Consider the following 15,715-nt stretch of genomic DNA (forward strand, 5'->3'; position numbering starts at 1 on the left):
CTTTGGGTTTTTCTAAACTTCAATCTATTATTTATAACCTCACCAGTTCAATTTTTATTTTCCTGACTCACCCTGATTTCTACTTTTCCTCTGCCTAGAGTGACAAATGAGGGTTAACCAATCTCCTAAAGTAACTGACCAACGCTCAATAGAAGTATTACGATCGCCTGTTGTTGGTTCAACAAATTCTGGCCCGCCCCAAACCCTAGATTGGCGGATAGCGTAGGCTGTAGCATCTTCGTCTGCTTGGGGTTCACAGTCTTCAGAAGTTGGTAAATCTAAGGAAATCAGGTCTTCTTCTGGTTTGACAATTTCCTCAACTGTCAGTCGATCCTCGACAATTACCGCTTCTGTGGGAATCTCTTCTTCAAATAAAGTGCTGGCAAACCGAGCTAGGCGATCGCCTCCTGTCTCGACTGCATCCACTGATATTGTTAAACCAAGAGCGCGATCGCTGCGGTCGCGATCATCCATTGTGGCACTAGTACCAACAACGCAGAGTTTACCTTTGGGAATACTCAGTCTTTCTTTGAGTCGGCGAATCAAACAGGCGACATCTGCACCTTGAGCGCCATCGTAAGTATGCAGTTCATCAAGGACAAGATATTGCAGGGTGTCCGATTGATTGAAACGCCAAAGATGCTGGTCTTGCGGTCGTAGTAGCAGGAAATCCAGCATTTTGTAGTTAGTCAGCAGGATGTCAGGCGGGTTTTCTAGTTGGGCTTCATGGTTGGTAATGCCGTGGTCTTTGCCCATGCTGGTTGTGCCAGAGTCTTGCGAGGTGGGATCGCCAGGGTCGTAGCGTCCGGTGTAAGTACCGACGCGGACACCTGCTTTTTTCAGTGCTGGGTCGTCCCAAATAGATTTGGCGAAACGCCGTTCTTGGTCGGCAGCTAAGGCATTCATCGGATAGAGGACAATTGCTTTAATCCCAAGCTGTCCGGCTTGTTTGGCTCGCAGACAGTGGTCGAGTAAGGGGTAGAGGAAGCACTCAGTTTTACCGGAACCAGTGCCAGTAGTGACGAGGGTGGGTTCTGGCTTATGATTTTTGCTACTTAAACGTCTCCAGGCAACAGCTTGATGGCGAAAGGGAAGGAAGGGAACGTTGAGGTCAAAAGGAGGGGTATAAGGTTGAGGTGCTAACCGGAAAGGGCGGCGCAACTGTACCCACGGGCCTTTAAACAGTCCTCGTTCTGGGTCTTGAAGAAATTGTTCAAAAGCACGGCTGACAGAGCGATCGCGAAAATCAAAGGTGGATTGCAGGTAATAAAGCACCTGGCGGCGGATGTTTTCGGCAATATGGGCTGGTAGCATGATTAAACTCCGCCTCCATAGCGTTTCTGCAAGACTTCGTAAGCTTGGGCATAGTCGGCTTCGCGGTCAACTTTGGTAAAAGGCGGATAGAAGGTTTTGGTAACTGTTTCTAAACCATCCTTGATTTGCCAACTTACGGTAAGGGGCGAAGTTTCGTTCCAATCTTTACGAGCTTCGCGGACTTCTTTACCCCCAGGGGCTTTACGGTTAGTGCTGGGGAGGCGTTGACCTTTTGCATCGTATTCATCGCCGAGTTCGTATTGCCGCATGACGGGGAACTGTACGCGGTAGATGGTGGTGAGTTCTTCAAGAGATAAGCTGAGGGCGAGGGCTACCAGTACATCAATTTCGAGGAGGGCTTGGCGACGGGAGTAGTCGCTGCGGAGGGGTGAATGCCATGACCATTGATGAGGGTCGAGTTCGTGCCAGGGAGACTCGAAGGAGCCTAGCATTGGGTTTTCTACTGCCCAACTGTCTTGGGTGATTTCGGTGAGGGTGACGGATGACCAGAGATCGGCGTAGGCACGGGTGAGGGCGTTGAGGCGTAAGCCTCGGTGCATGATGGGGGTGATGTGGGGGTTTTGGATTTGTGGAAGCATTTGCATATCTGCTTCTCGAATGTTTGTCCGTCCTGACACACGAAGATGGAAATCAGCTATTAAGGAAACGCAGGTTGATCCAAAAGCCACTAAATCAATAGAGTGTTCAAATGCAATAGAAGAAACTGAATTAATGTGTGTGGCTCCAGAAGGAATAATGGCATTTATAAATGATCGCTCAGTATTGAGACTTGCCATAATTCTATTAACAAATCGATAGTATTCGGTTACAGAATTATTTTTAAATTTTGGAATATGCGATGTAAAATTTATTAGCTTATTTTCTTTATCTCCGGGACGATAAACTGAACTAGGTAAGTAGTTTTTTGGTAAAATTGTTAAATCAACATCTTCATAGTGGTTGTTATGAGTACAACGAGAACGAGGATTTTTATTGAATGGTGTTCCTACATAAAAATGAGGCCCACAAATAACCCATTCACGCAACCTGTTAGGTTGAAAAGTTGGATTATCTTGCCGAGTTAAAACTCCATCTCGCTTGGAATGAGTTTCATTGAACATCATTGTGGGATAGTAATTTCCCGTTAAACTAGGTAACCATTTAGGAATTTGGTTAATCTTCCGAATTACCTCAATTAATTGACGAGCATGAGGTTGAGGTAAACGAGACTCAAGGATTGGTGTATCAGCATTTTCTATTAGAGTATGAAATATTTCTAAGGTTTCTTCAGTAACTTGAATAACTCGATCACAGTGTCCCTGAGTAACCCAACAATCGTCATTTGTTTTTAATCCAGGAATTGGTTCTTCAGGTCTGTTATGAGCATAACAAGCCTTGATAGTTATAGGAGAATAAAGGTTAACTATCTGAACAAAGTTAATCTCCGTTGGTATACTTTTAAAGATATTAAGACTAAATTCCCTTTGGTCACTTACATCTTTAAATAACAACATTTTGTTTTTAAAATGATAGTGACTCACTAAGCGAGGATAATATTCAGATCGCAAACATCCACAATCTGGGTCATTATAAGGGCTTTCTTGATGTATTAAACCCCCAAGCCTTTTTCATCAAGCAAGCTCCAACTAATAATTATAAAATTTTTATAAAGATTAGTTTTTGCTCCTTTTAAAGCTTTATAGAGACGATGGCAATTTAAAAAAGCTATGTTACCGAAGCTAAACCGTTGAGCATTTATGTAAATTTCGCGTAGAACAAGATTATTAAGGAGATTTAATCGTTCGCAATTTAACGTATCACTTTGAGCTTCTCGTATACCCAGCATCGGCTCAAAATCATATAGTAATGCACCATCTGACCATTCAACCTTCATCCAAGGCGGATTTCCTAAAATTACATCAAATCCTTTCGACTGACTTGCATCACACCCCAACACCTCAGAAAACGCCAACTCCCAATGCTGAAACCTCTCCTGTTCTGCAACTTCCCGACTCACGCGATACCAAGAAACCGCCGCACACAGCAAATCTGTATCTAAATCAGTCTGTGCAGTGGCTTTGAGCAAATTCGCCCCATCAAAATTCCAGCGAAAGGCTTTAATACTTAAATCTCCTGACCGCGCTAACAATATCTGTGCTGCTTCTAAATAGTCTTCTCGCCTTGGCAATGCCTCCACTTCATCCATCGACCAGAAAAATAACGCACACCAAGAGTCCATTAACAATTTCAACCGTTGAAAACTGCCAGAGGTAGATTCTAGTTTTGCCTTCACCTCTTCCTGTAACGCCAAACTGGGGCCGGGTTCTGTTGCTGGGGATTGCGGCCACACACTACCAGGACAAGCTGTTTTCTCTAATGCTGCTAACCGTTCTTTGGCATATTGCTGTTCGTGTTGGTCAATTAAATCGCTAACAGCCAGGGCTAAGTTTACCTCTATTTCTGTCCATCTGCTTTTGACCTCTTTTTTGTGCCAGTCCTTAGCTTGCTGCACTTGTTGGGGGTGAAACTGCTTGACCAAAGCATCCCCAGCAGTCGGAACCATATCAGGGTCAAACACTAGGTAGTGATAAACTTCGTTTTTGGCTCGCTGTTTTCCTGGCTGGAGTTGACGGGGTTCCACTGCCTCATTACCGCTTTTGAGATGCGCTCCTGCCAACAATTGCGCCTTTGTCCATACTGCGCGGCGTGCGCCAATTAAACTGTTACCCGCTCGCAGTCGTAAGCCAAACCAAGGCCTTGCTCCCCTTACCCATTCTTCTCTGCCATCTTCATGAATCAACTTTGCCCGGTGCATAGAGTTGAGCCACAGGGACAGCGCCCCCAATTCTACCGCCGTGGGATTGAGGTCTACGCCGTAAAGATTGCGTGTAGTGATGTAGTGTCTAACGCGACGCAATTCATCAGGAAAATCCGCAGGTTCAATCGATTGATTCAGTTGTTTCTGCTTCAATTCCAAGTATTTTTGCGCCAGTTGGTTTGCTGCTTCATTCAAGAAAGCACCGCTTCCCATAGCTGGTTCACAGACTGTTAATTGCAGAATTTTGTCGGCATCTTTTGGGATATAGTCTTGCAGCAATGGTCGCAAAGTTTCTTCAACTAAGCATTTAGTTAACACTTCCGACGTGTAATAAGAAGCACTCTGCTCTCTATCCAATCCCGACAAGTGCAAAATAAATGAGCCTTTAGCATAAATCCGGGGTTTGCCATCATTGAGGCGTTCTACCTCATCTTTCTTAAATTCCTCTAATCGGTCTTTAGGGACAAACCAAGTTTGGGTTTTGGACTTGCTAAATTCATCTTGAGCGCGTTTAACTTGGAGAAAATCTTGCTCGGCAAACATCCCTTTGTAAGACAACAGCCCTTCGTATACAGCACCTAACTGGTTAATCCCCAAGTCTGCATAGTTTACCCGTCCGGTAGTTTTGGTTTTTTCGTCATAGCTGAGAGACAGCAGACGGATAACCTTTTGCAAACAACGGTTGGAAAGTTGTGCCCGACTCAACAATGGGGTAGCTTTCGGGTCAAAAAGTGTGGCGGTTAAAGGTGGTAACTCAAAAGTCCGTTGTTGTTGGGCAAGTTGCAATTGCAACTGGCCGGGGTTTTCTTCCTGTTGCAGAGGGTGAAATCCTTCGTGGACTAAGGTGAAGAGTCTATTTAAATGTGTTTGAAAGTAAGTTCCTTCGCCAGACTGTTCAGAAAGTGGGACTAACTCTAAATCGCGCAATGCTTCCAAGCTGTAGCCCAAACGGTAAGCATCATCATTGATTGGTAAAACACCCAATTCCGCCCCATGCGCCTCGGCGTAGAAGCAGAATATCAGGCGATACACAAAGGTCAAAGCTTCATGACGCAGTTGCTCGGCGGTGACAGTAGTTGAACCATCAGGTAAAGCTTCCTCTGGGCGCAGGTTAATCATACCTAAACTGCGACGACGGCGATCGCTCACCCATTCATTTGCTAGTAACTCAATTGCTTCTCGTACTGCCACCTGGAGGTTTTCTGTCACCCCGTGAGCCAGCTTGTGGCTTTGTTCTCCCAAGGTGTCATGCAATAATTCCACAGACTCACTATCTGGAGCCAGCGTCTCCCGTGATAAGAAAGTAGCGATTTGCTCAAAGGTGGCTTTCTCGTTCCGACCAAAAGCTTCATCTAAATCAAATGCCAACCAGCGTCCGTTAGCATAAGTTTTGCGGTCAATTAACAGTATCCGGCTTCCTGCCAGAATCATCACCCAACGCGGTGCTTCTTCAGTTTTAAAAATCTCACCAATTGCCCGACCCCAATCACCTTGTACCAGTTTGTGGTTAGAATCAACCAATTGTTCTAGTAATGGCTTTCCTTCTAGGGGGTCTTCACTGGCTGCACCATCTGGTAAACTGCCATCGGGAATGCAAAACACACTCTCGCAGACAACTAACCAAGGTTGTTCAAATCTCTGTAAAAGTCCCAAAATCGGAACGTAGACATCGCCACTTTCCACAGGCAAATCCATCGCTTCCAAATCGCTGTAGCCAATTGCCTGTAATAAGTAGGAATGCCAACCTTGGATTTCTACACCAGCATTGCGTCGCTGATTCCAGTCAAATTCTTCAATAGCTTGGGCTTTGGCTTTAAAGTATCGCTGTCCTAACTTCTGCAATTGCCGGGGTGATGCTGCTGCGCCTGCTTCCTTCCACGAAGAAGTAAACTTCTGTGCGTCTTTGGAAAACGTGGTATAGAGGTAGTGAGATGAATAGTATTCACCAACATTGTGAATCGCAAAATCTAAAACCATTATTTCACTCCTTCGATAACCAAAACTAACCGAGTAATGGGCGATTCCCCTGGTAGTAAGTGCATATCGCGCCAATGTTGCTGACGGTCTTTGAGATATTTGTCCATTTCGTCGCGCTCTCGTTGCAAGCGTTTAGCCGAGGCACTGTTGGGGTCAATTTCTCCAAGGTGCTGGTCAATAATTTCTCGCCGTTTCTGACTCCACTGTTGCAGCCGTTGTTCTTCTTGTTGCAGTAAAGGTTTCACCTTTTCCTGACGCTGTTTTTCGAGCGATCGCAAATGTTCTAAACTAGCTTCTACTGCCGCAGGAATTAACAGTTCAGCCGCAGCAACTCGCGCTGGGGTTTGTGTATTTGCCAGTCGTTCAAATCCCGCAGCAGCCAAAGTATTCTGTAGAGGAGCCATTTCACAGCGACCACCAGGGCGGATGCGGATAGAATGGGAATCCACAACCAACGGTGTACCTGCTTTTGATGGCACTTGTCCAATAAAACAAAATGCTAATTCCCCTTCTTCCAGTTCTCTGGAAGTGATAATAGGGGCTTCTCCCCGTGCAAACTGCATCAGCAAGCGTTCTACTAGCCACTGCATAATCGGGTGAGTCTCACTACACAGCAGTTCTTTAGACCAGTAACCGGAAGTATTGCGGGCAGCCGTAATTGCCAGCTTCACCCGTTCCACATCGTCCGTCAGCCGAAACTGGTCGCCTTCCTGCCATGCCTCTTGAGGAATTGCCGTTCCACCAAAAATGATCTCATTTTTCTGTGAAGGCGTACCCAAACGACGCTTCAAATCAGGAGGGGCTGTAAGTGTAAGCATCCGTCCCTCAATTTCCAGGGGTAAATACTCCTGATTGGATTCCTGTAATAGTCGGTAAGCTGCAAGTAAGAAATCAAAATCTTTGTAAAAACGAATACGGCTGTTATTGTTAGCCACTACAGAGTCCACTTTTTCAGAGGAAACATCACTCCCCCTGCCCCCTGCCTCTTCCCCGCCCAGCAACAACGCCACTAAATCATCATCATCCTTGAGATTACCTGCGGAAATGATTAATTCTAAGTCGTTGGCTTCTGTGGATGTAGTTGCACTCTGCCCCACTCGCTTGTCTAATACAGTACTATCTGCTTTCAACAAGCCCTGTTGGGCAATGTACTCTTCTTCCTTTTGCGGATCATAAAGCTGAAGCAAACTTTCTCCAGACCTAGTACTGCGGTTAATTTCTTGTACTTTGCCTATCAGCCGTTCAAAAATAGCTGAGTCTCCCTTTAACAGACCGTTTTTCGTCTCAACCATCAAATACCGAAGAATTGACGTTTGGGTTTGTCCAATGCGATCAACTCGTCCATTGCGTTGAATCAGCGTAATAATCGACCAGGGCAAATCGTAGTGAATAACGTGATGGCATTGGTGATGCAGGTTAATCCCCTCAGATGCTACATCGGTGGCAATCATCATCCGCACAGGTGAAGATTTTGTCCCAAAAGCTTCTACTGCTGCCATTAAATGCACATCTGGAAAAGCCCCACTAATGGAAGCGATCGCCTGATGCGGTTGGTCTTCAAATTTTTCGCTGTGTTGAAGATTAAATGCTTAAGCGATCGCAGCAGTTAACGCCTTCTGAGTTTCTACATACTCGGTAAAAATCAGAACACGCGGACAACGCTCTTGCCCATTCCAGCCAATTTCTTGCAGTTGTTTAAGCAACAGTTGAAAACGGGAGGAATCAATTAATACAAGTTTTCTCAGGGCAGTTTCTAGCTCTTTTAAATAAGGTATTTCTGGACTTTGAGGGTTTTCAGCTTGCAGTTTTTTCAGTCGTTTGGAAACAGTACTAGCGCAAGATTCTGGGCTAGAAAGAAACTGTTTGTAGAGTCCATATTGAATTAAACGCTGATTTCTCCACTCTGAATACTCCTCCTTTTGGCTCTGGATTGCTTGTCGCAGTTCGCCCAAAATCCTGTACCCAGTTTCTTCTGCACTTGTCGCCTCCGCCGTGGTTTCCTGAAGGGGTACAACAAATCGTTCAGTAAGTTGCAGCCCAGCTTGATGACGCACATCTTCTTTAAAGCGCATCAAGTAGAAGCCACGAATATCATCTGCATCATACTCTTGATAACGCGGGTCAGGGATTGCTGATGGATCTAGTAAGGAAATTAAACGCCCAAAAGTTTCTCTTTTGCCATTATGAGGTGTTGCTGTCGTCAGCAACATACTATCTGTGCGCCTTGACAGCAACCGCGCTAACCTATGGGCTTGATGATTCTCAGGAACACTAGCTCCAGCAACGTTGTGGGCTTCATCAATCACCACCACATCCCAGCGAGTATCTTCCAAGAAATGGCGATAGCGTCCAACATCCTTGAGTGTGTCAATGCTGATAATGACTCGATGATAAACCTCAAAGGGGTTCTTATTAGTGGGAATCTGTAACCTTAATTTAGCAATGCCTTGAGAGTCTAACCTTACCAAAGGAATACTGAAACGGTTCCAAAGCTCTGCTTGAAACTGTGTCAGCATGGATTTTTTGGTTAACACTAAAATCCGATTTGCCCGTCCCCGACGGATTAACTCTGTCAGGATCATGCCAACCTGTATAGTCTTGCCCAATCCAACAGCGTCCGCCAGGAGTAATCTGGGGCGTAATTGTTCTAGCGATCGCTTGACTGCGATAATCTGAAAAGGCATTGGATCAAATGCACCTAACCCCTCCAGATCAGCCTCTTCCCCCGCCGCAGGCATCTGCCGCAATTGCGCTTCAAGGAAAAGTTTGGAGCGACGAAAACCATTTGAATTATCGGCAATTAACCTAGTTTTGCGTGGATCTACTGACTCAATTCTATCTAGTTGAGTCAAGAAAATCGCCTGATATCCTCTAACCAATTCATCAACTCCAACCACTTGCACTGCATGTTGTGTACCCGCATCGTTAGAGGCATTTATACGCTGTACAAGCCATTCAGCATCACGACATAACACCCTCATTCCGGGAGCTAAGGGAAGAGTATTAGGCATTAATAATAGATAATATATGTAATAGGTTATACCTTTAATAACCCACTGGTAGCTGGCAGTCAATTGTTAGATTTACAGAGAGTCTAATGGGCAAAGCAACAAACTGCATCAACTGGATCAAGTTTGCGGCGTTAGCGTTCGCGGAGCTTCTCTATGAGAGGCTCGCTTTCCTCTTATCTACTCATAGTTTGTAAACTGTAGTAGCCCAAAACTATGCTGTTTGTTTACTGCTGTAGCTATTATATGAGTGATAAAGGTAAAAAAGAAACGAAAATGTATATTTATGTTGCAGATGTCGTATTCGTTGTTTGGAATAACGAGAGAGGTCAGCTTCTAAAGCGATTGCGCGGGAAAAAATCGCGACAGAAACTAGCTGATGAAATTGCCGCCAGAGGAGGGGAATGCTCTCATCAGAACATCAAAAAATTAGAGTATGGTGAGTCTGAAAGTGTCTCCGTTAAAGTATTAGAGGCTATTTGTGCAGCATTGGATATTTCTCTAAGCGACTTCCTTAGCACTCTTGAAGTGACTAATTAAAGTTTTCGAGATTATATTGATTTTTGGATACTATAGTAGCTAATATATTTTATGAAATTAAAAAGGCGATCGCCCTCCGTCCAAAGATTGCGATCGCCTTTTGTTCAACCCCGTTAATGAGGTGACTCATGATGATTGTACAAGATGACTTTAGCAACTCAGCCTCGGCTGAATCAGAGTTTGAAGAATATATTGACCAGTTTGCCGACCCAGTAGCACCAGAAATTGAAATTGACTCAGTAGCAGATGACTTGGGTGAACTGTATCGAGTCTGGAATGGTTCTCAACTACTTGGCACTTTCTACCAAAATCTAGAGGGGAAATGGGTAGCACAACCCTGTAATAGGGATGATAGGCCATGTTGTGATAGTCCTTTAGCAGCGCAAATAATCATCATCGCTGTTAATGGTTTACTGGTAGCCGACGCAGCATAACACACAAAGCATTTATCCCATCACTTGGAGACGTGATTCAGTTCACGTCTCTTTCTTATGTAGAGGAATAATTGGGTTGAACAATTTAAGTTTTACTACAGCAAAAATTTATGCGATCGCATTTTTGATATTTAGTAATCAAGCTGACTCTAACTCTTCTGTGCTCATTGTCGAATTTCACCTTCAGCTTTACCAAAGTTAATTTTCGTTCCTCTAATAGGAGTTACGCTACGCCCTGGTTCTGCATCTTTAACCGTACCAGCGAAGGTTAGCGGAAGTTGCCGAAGGAATAACCCAACCTTATCAAGCCACGAATCACTTTTGCGATCGCAGTCAGTAATTTAACCTCGATATTTGAGCAAGAGCAACGCCTAACGGCATAAAGCCACGAATCACTATCTCAATCTCTGATTGTTGTTCGATGAAAGCTTGAGACTGAGCAACGCCTAACGGCATAAAGCCATGAATCACATCTCATTATCCAAAATAAATAACCCCTCTCTAACCTGAGCAACGCCTAACGGCATAAAGCCACGAATCACGTGAAGAAACAGTTCGATTTGAACTTAAACTCTACTGAGCAACGCCTAACGGCATAAAGCTACGAATCACAGCAAAGTTCAAAACCCTTATACCAATTTTGTATGAAGTTGCATAGAATCAAAGAGCTATAAAATATGCTTGGCAAGCATTCCAGCTTTCTAAGGTTTCATGCAGCTTCACAATAATTTGGTATTAACTGAGGAAGCTTTATTGACAATCTTACAAGTACCTTCCAGATCGAGAAACCAAAAACACAAAACTTACCAAAGTTTCCCTTACTTTCAGCCCCTCAAACCCAGTGCCGATAAGCTTTCCCAAAAATGGCAAGCACTTTTTTTCTTATCTCAATTACCATATCCCTTACCGTGTAAACCTTCCCGCCATTCTTTGATCCTAAATTCCCTTTCCCATAAGTGATACTTGTCAAATTGGAGATTGAATTATCGTCCACGCCAAATTAGGAGGTGGTGAGCTTGGCATTTCCTCAATCCGATACCTCAAAAATCGGGTATTTCCTGACCCCACATGGTCAACCCAATAAGGTAAAGTAAATCTGCCTCGATTATCTCTAATCGCCCACTTTCTCACCCCCTCTAGATAATCTTCCGAGACAAGTTTGATCGTTTTTATCAACTGGTCACTTTCTCCCAAAAATAAACAACCAAACCGCCTTACTAGCTCAGGATGGTCAAACGCTAACTGTATCCTGTCCCTTAAACTTGGTTGTATCTTTTCCTCGTCAGAACGAACCCAAATCAAACACTTCACATTAGACAAGATTTCTTGATAACAGGGAATAACATTCTCTGGATGGCTAAAATCAACATTCTTAAACCGTCTCATTTGACGCAAAATTCGCGATTTTTTGGGGCTAGATAACATCGCGATCGCCAATTCTACCCCACAGTGGCGATAGACATTCGTTTCCCCTACCAAAGACAACAACATCCCATACACTGTCGCTGGAGGAGGGACAGGATAGGTTTTTCCCATTTCCCTTGCATGGGACTCCCGAAAAGTCGTAAATGGAACATCCAAATAGAGAGTTAATGGTGCAATCATTTTGATTCTTTTAAACCCAAATCTCTTTTAATGACTGTTTTCAAAGCTTCAATCAGTTCATTTCGATTACGATAAATATGCGCGTTCTTCAAAGGGGAGTTATCAAAATTATCTAATTGCTGTAACTCCTTAACAATTGTTCCCCCAATCCACAACTTACTAGGGTCAATCTGTCTGCATTCCACTTCATCTATAAACTCTTGTGTAAATTTTGCTTCCTTACTCTTAGGATCGCAATATTCAAAGCAATAGGAAATATATGGAGCAAAATGATTTGTCCATTCAAATACAAAACTATCGGGACAGAAAGGATAATTAAAAATATTACTACTCCCTCCTACCTTGGGCAGGTTCATAATCCCATCTATCACAGGCAAAAGCCGCGAAAAATCTTTGAGATGAGTGGCATCAATTCCAAAATAATATTGATATCGAGTTGCATGATATTCTGTAAAATGAAGCGATGTGCTATCCTTTTCTCTGCCACTTTTTGCCCCTAACTTGACTGCACCATCATAAGGCGTTAGGGAAACAGCCATATTCATCCCTAAAGCACCCATTCGCTGATTAGGGGTACTGGCTTTTGTTCGTTTGTTTTTTCTCTTTGGTGGTGAAGTCTCCTCTTCGGTTTCAGCAGACTCTAATAAAGCAAACCCAAAAATATCATCATCATAAAATTGTTCTGGATCGAATTCTTCACTTGTTAACCGATTAATATTCTCGTCCTCATCCCAAACTCGATTAACTAAATAACCTTGCTTTTGAAGATAAAAACGTAACGCCCAACGAATTGCACTTGAACCTACAAAAGAATGAATTTTACCATTCCAATAGCCTTTTTGTAGAATAGTCTTATTTCCTCGTCTAATGTCATGATTTAAGGACGCTAAACCATAACGAGTGAGGACTGTTCCGTAAAGATAATAATTTGGGATATTATTGTCATTCTTATTCTGACTCATCATTCACTTCTTCTAGGTTTTGATTGTTTGGAAATGAACTATCATCCATGTCTGTGGGTTTATCTTTGGGTTTATAACTGGCGATCGCTAACAATGACCAAATTCTTAGTTCTTGCCAAGGTGTTTTTTTAATTAGTAGTGAAATTTCTTCTTGATGCTCATTAAAATACTTATTTAATCCCCCTCTTACTAAAAAGTCGGACAAATATTCCTTGAATGACAAGTCATCATAACAATAGTTTAGCTCTGCCCTTAATCGTTCAAGTTTCTTCTTAATTGGAGGATTTTTTCCTGACTCTGCTTTGGCATACATTTTAGCAAAGTTGCCCTTCATAGCTTGTTGAAATACCTTAATAAAAATAAGATACTGCTTGTCTTCTTCACTATTCTCTGCCATTATTATGAATCCTTCTCGATTGGAAAATAACTGGTTAAATAAATATCCTTTTGAATCTTCTATTACCAATTTTTCCCAAAAATTAGACCACCAATGGATTCCTTTCACTAAATTATCAGCAATCAGGGAGCGAATCAGATTCACGTCAATAAAAATTTGCTTAGGTTTAATCTTCTGATAATTGGGTTGAAAGTACTTTTGCACCTGTTGATAAGTGATTAAAGTATTCTTATCAATTTTAATTTCTTCTATACTCATCAATGTCCTTTGACGAGAAGCTTGATTCATTTTTTCATATAACCAAACTTGACAAGCTTGATAGTAGCCGCCTTCAGTGTGAATATCGTCTAAGCTGTAATAAAGTAATCCTGCTTCACCAAGACTACTAACATGAAGCTGTTTAATTTCTAATTGCTGTAATCGCCATCTTCTTTGAGAAGCATCTTCAAAATCCTTGATTTCTGGAATCACCACCAGGTAGCGATGGGGTTTCTTTTTCTTCAAGTCTTCTGATGGAATATGAAGTAAGCAATAATGGCAAACAACTGGTACAAATAATAATACTAATGCGTATTCAGGTTTCTCTTCCAGTTTTGTAGTATTTTGCGTCCGAGCATGGCGAACAATTCCCCCTAAATACAACCAGCTGGTTATTTGAACATAATCATGTCTGAGTTGTTGGGTATCTGCTTCGCATAACTTCTCTGCAAAGGTTTGATGTGCGTACCAAGTTAGGGATTTGTATTGATACTCGACTTTTTTTTCTTCAACCTTTAGTTCAGTGTTACCTATCTCCCCCGCTTTATAAAACTTATTAAGACGCAGGAAAACAGCACATATTCCCTCATGAATATGGATTTTTTGACTTAAATCTATTGCATCACTGTCTAATCCTGCTAAATGAATTAAACCTGTATCATCTAGTTGAAAAGACTCCTTAATTAACCAGGATAGGGCGACAAAATCACTTCCTTGCCAGAATAATTCAATAGTATCAGCAGTCAAAGACCATGATATATGTCCTCCGCGTTGACGAGATGAGGGATATTGCTTTGCTAATCGCTTTAAAGTCATGTAAAGTCCCGTCATTCCGACGCGGTGCATGATTGTCGTATCCGCAGCATCAAGAGATAGGGAAATTTTGGGTTGGGTAGCAACCATGATTAGGTTTCCTCCTCTGACTTGCTGCGAGTCGCTGGGACAATTATTCCACACATCATTTTTCGTTTCCCACTAATTCCCTGTTCTTGCAAGGTTAAGGAATCTTCTGGGTTGAGTTCGCTAATTTTTACGCCAAATCCTCTAACTTTAAACTGTTTTCCTTTTTGATTGATGGTTAATTGTCTTTTTTGAGGTGTTCCATCTTGCCGGTAATTATCACTAATCTGGAATAGACACTTTTTGAAGAAATTAACGGTTTGTATTCGGGAATATCTAGTTGATAAGAATTTTGGCCTATGTGAAAAGCTTGACCTGCTAAATAAGGATAAATTAAAGGAATCTGTTGATGATGAATCCGAATTTTGAGGCGAGATTGAGCAGTGAGTTCAAGCAAATTGTTCCTTGTCGGTATTCCTGCGATCGGATGAATCCCAATAGACTCTATAACTCGTGAAGGATAGGACAAATCCTGGACAATGCGCTATAGATAACATAACCATTATCAAGAGGAATCGGTGAGCCTCTCAGCTTAAACGTTAAGTCTATATATTCCTCACTTTGAATTAATATGACTGTCATAGATGGAAATTTTGAGATATCAGAGTTTGTTTAATACATCAACATCCTCGCAAAATTGTCCTCATTGTCATCGCCGACTACTTTGGCTAGAGTGGCAATCCAGTTTAGGCTATTGTTCGCAATATTCTCACTGGTTAGGAGGATCTTCTAATACTCCAGTAGTTACTCAAAACAGATGGATAGCCAAAAGTTCCTATCCCATACCAGCATGAACTGCTTCTGCTCTATTATAAAAAAATTCGGTGCTTTTCTGCTTTCTATGCTTGATCGGACTCACGGCAAGCTTATCCTTCCAATTTGGACTAGCGGCAAAGTTATGGTTCCAAACTGTCAATTTCATCCAAAATTAGCTGACGCAAGAATGAGGCTTATAATCTTGTTGGCGGCAAAGTTATGGTTCCAGTAGCGGCAAACTTATGGGTAAAGTCACACTACGCATCAGTTGAGTCCATTCCAATTCGCCGGAGAAAACAGTCAAAAATCTGTTGCATTCGTTGGGTAAATTGAATCGTCCCTATCTTACTGTTGTGGAAGAGAAATTGTTGACGCTTCTAGAGTCGGAGTATGGGAAAATACCCTGAACAATTTTGGCAATTTGGCATCCAATGTCTTTGGGTTGCAGTTTCAATGGAGATATCAACACAACGGGACAGTCAAGAAGTTGTACGAGGGATAGGGCAAAACTTTCCGCTTCTGGTGTCCCGTGCTACGCCAGTTGTCAAACGAGTGCTGTAGAAACGCTCTACATAAATTGATACAGCGCTCAACAGAGTTCAGTTAAGGCTCTACAACTGGGTAGAAATGAACAAAACCAAATAGAACCTCAAAAATGAAAAATGTAAGTAGCTGGATTGCTGTATAGTTTGGGTTATGCCAGATTATCTTCTCAAGAGTTGCTCTATGATCACTCTGCCTGGTAT

13 protein-coding genes and 1 pseudogene are annotated in these 15,715 nt (G+C 42.6%); 3 read left to right on the forward strand and 11 right to left on the reverse strand.

The window, feature by feature from the left end; genetic code table 11:
* Positions 1-54 precede the first annotated feature (54 nt).
* From H6G97_RS33220 to H6G97_RS51500, 5 genes are all read right to left on the reverse strand, one after another.
* Positions 55-1,314, reverse strand: a complete 1,260-nt coding sequence (locus tag H6G97_RS33220; protein WP_190944700.1) for a DEAD/DEAH box helicase — start codon at positions 1,312-1,314, stop codon at positions 55-57.
* Between the two features lie 2 nt (positions 1,315-1,316).
* Positions 1,317-2,828: a hypothetical protein gene (locus tag H6G97_RS33225; RefSeq protein ID WP_190944701.1), complete on the reverse strand. Its 1,512-nt coding sequence runs from the start codon at positions 2,826-2,828 to the stop codon at positions 1,317-1,319.
* A 95-nt stretch (positions 2,829-2,923) separates the two neighbouring features.
* Positions 2,924-6,109 carry a DNA methyltransferase family protein gene (locus H6G97_RS33230; RefSeq protein WP_190944702.1) on the reverse strand — a complete coding sequence of 1,062 codons (3,186 nt, stop codon included), beginning with the start codon at positions 6,107-6,109 and terminating at the stop codon, positions 2,924-2,926.
* Entirely contained in the window at positions 6,109-7,647 is a 1,539-nt protein-coding gene (locus H6G97_RS51495) for a helicase-related protein (protein ID WP_338421888.1), read from the reverse strand. The genes H6G97_RS33230 and H6G97_RS51495 overlap by 1 nt, the downstream gene beginning before the upstream one ends.
* Before the next feature lie 51 nt (positions 7,648-7,698).
* Positions 7,699-9,120: a DEAD/DEAH box helicase gene (locus H6G97_RS51500; RefSeq protein WP_199349817.1), complete on the reverse strand. Its 1,422-nt coding sequence runs from the start codon at positions 9,118-9,120 to the stop codon at positions 7,699-7,701.
* 243 nt (positions 9,121-9,363) lie between these two features.
* Here H6G97_RS51500 and H6G97_RS33240 point away from each other — a divergent pair, with 243 nt between their 5' ends.
* Together H6G97_RS33240 and H6G97_RS33245 are read left to right on the forward strand one after the other, a co-directional pair.
* The gene (locus tag H6G97_RS33240; protein WP_190944703.1) at positions 9,364-9,657 is read left to right on the forward strand and encodes a helix-turn-helix domain-containing protein; all 294 of its coding nucleotides are present in this window, start codon (positions 9,364-9,366) and stop codon (positions 9,655-9,657) included.
* Between the two features lie 128 nt (positions 9,658-9,785).
* On the forward strand, positions 9,786-10,091 hold the full coding sequence (locus H6G97_RS33245; protein WP_422394242.1) for a hypothetical protein: 306 nt from the start codon (positions 9,786-9,788) through the stop codon (positions 10,089-10,091).
* A 333-nt stretch (positions 10,092-10,424) separates the two neighbouring features.
* Here H6G97_RS33245 and H6G97_RS33250 read toward each other — a convergent pair whose 3' ends face one another.
* The 6 genes and pseudogenes from H6G97_RS33250 to H6G97_RS56160 form a co-directional block, all read right to left on the reverse strand.
* A complete protein-coding gene (locus tag H6G97_RS33250) occupies positions 10,425-10,562 on the reverse strand; it encodes a hypothetical protein (protein ID WP_190944704.1) in 138 nt (45 codons plus the stop codon).
* Between the two features lie 495 nt (positions 10,563-11,057).
* Entirely contained in the window at positions 11,058-11,696 is a 639-nt protein-coding gene (gene cas5, locus H6G97_RS33255) for a type I-MYXAN CRISPR-associated protein Cas5/Cmx5/DevS (protein WP_190944705.1), read from the reverse strand.
* Positions 11,693-12,661: a CRISPR-associated protein gene (locus H6G97_RS33260; protein ID WP_190944706.1), complete on the reverse strand. Its 969-nt coding sequence runs from the start codon at positions 12,659-12,661 to the stop codon at positions 11,693-11,695. The genes cas5 and H6G97_RS33260 overlap by 4 nt, the downstream gene beginning before the upstream one ends.
* A complete protein-coding gene (gene cas8a1 / locus H6G97_RS33265) occupies positions 12,645-14,216 on the reverse strand; it encodes a type I-MYXAN CRISPR-associated Cas8a1/Cmx1 (protein ID WP_190944707.1) in 1,572 nt (523 codons plus the stop codon). Before cas8a1 ends, H6G97_RS33260 begins: the two co-directional genes overlap by 17 nt.
* 2 nt (positions 14,217-14,218) lie before the next feature.
* Positions 14,219-14,682: pseudogene (locus H6G97_RS56155) on the reverse strand (type I-MYXAN CRISPR-associated protein Cas6/Cmx6).
* Positions 14,658-14,795: a type I-MYXAN CRISPR-associated protein Cas6/Cmx6 gene (locus H6G97_RS56160; RefSeq protein ID WP_199349820.1), complete on the reverse strand. Its 138-nt coding sequence runs from the start codon at positions 14,793-14,795 to the stop codon at positions 14,658-14,660. The pseudogene H6G97_RS56155 and the gene H6G97_RS56160 overlap by 25 nt, the downstream one beginning before the upstream one ends.
* A gap of 564 nt (positions 14,796-15,359) precedes the next feature.
* On the opposite strand from H6G97_RS56160, the gene H6G97_RS33275 reads away from it, so the two are divergent.
* Positions 15,360-15,530, forward strand: coding sequence for a hypothetical protein (locus H6G97_RS33275; protein ID WP_190944708.1), 171 nt, complete (start codon positions 15,360-15,362; stop codon positions 15,528-15,530).
* Positions 15,531-15,715 lie beyond the last annotated feature (185 nt).

Origin of the sequence: Nostoc flagelliforme FACHB-838 (assembly GCF_014698065.1) — a bacterium.
Lineage (GTDB): Bacteria > Cyanobacteriota > Cyanobacteriia > Cyanobacteriales > Nostocaceae > Nostoc > Nostoc flagelliforme_B.

Excerpts from the sequence above, each read along its gene's own strand:
- H6G97_RS56160 (WP_199349820.1), bottom strand. The coding sequence starts at position 14,795 with ATGACAGTCATATTAATTCAAAGTGAGGAATATATAGACTTAACGTTT.
- cas8a1 (WP_190944707.1), bottom strand. The coding sequence starts at position 14,216 with ATGGTTGCTACCCAACCCAAAATTTCCCTATCTCTTGATGCTGCGGAT.
- H6G97_RS33220 (WP_190944700.1), bottom strand. The coding sequence starts at position 1,314 with ATGCTACCAGCCCATATTGCCGAAAACATCCGCCGCCAGGTGCTTTAT.
- H6G97_RS51500 (WP_199349817.1), bottom strand. The coding sequence starts at position 9,120 with ATGCCTAATACTCTTCCCTTAGCTCCCGGAATGAGGGTGTTATGTCGT.
- H6G97_RS33225 (WP_190944701.1), bottom strand. The coding sequence starts at position 2,828 with ATGTTGTTATTTAAAGATGTAAGTGACCAAAGGGAATTTAGTCTTAAT.
- H6G97_RS33240 (WP_190944703.1), top strand. The coding sequence starts at position 9,364 with ATGAGTGATAAAGGTAAAAAAGAAACGAAAATGTATATTTATGTTGCA.
- H6G97_RS33230 (WP_190944702.1), bottom strand. The coding sequence starts at position 6,109 with ATGGTTTTAGATTTTGCGATTCACAATGTTGGTGAATACTATTCATCT.
- H6G97_RS33275 (WP_190944708.1), top strand. The coding sequence starts at position 15,360 with ATGGGAAAATACCCTGAACAATTTTGGCAATTTGGCATCCAATGTCTT.
- H6G97_RS33260 (WP_190944706.1), bottom strand. The coding sequence starts at position 12,661 with ATGATGAGTCAGAATAAGAATGACAATAATATCCCAAATTATTATCTT.
- cas5 (WP_190944705.1), bottom strand. The coding sequence starts at position 11,696 with ATGATTGCACCATTAACTCTCTATTTGGATGTTCCATTTACGACTTTT.
- H6G97_RS33245 (WP_422394242.1), top strand. The coding sequence starts at position 9,786 with ATGATGATTGTACAAGATGACTTTAGCAACTCAGCCTCGGCTGAATCA.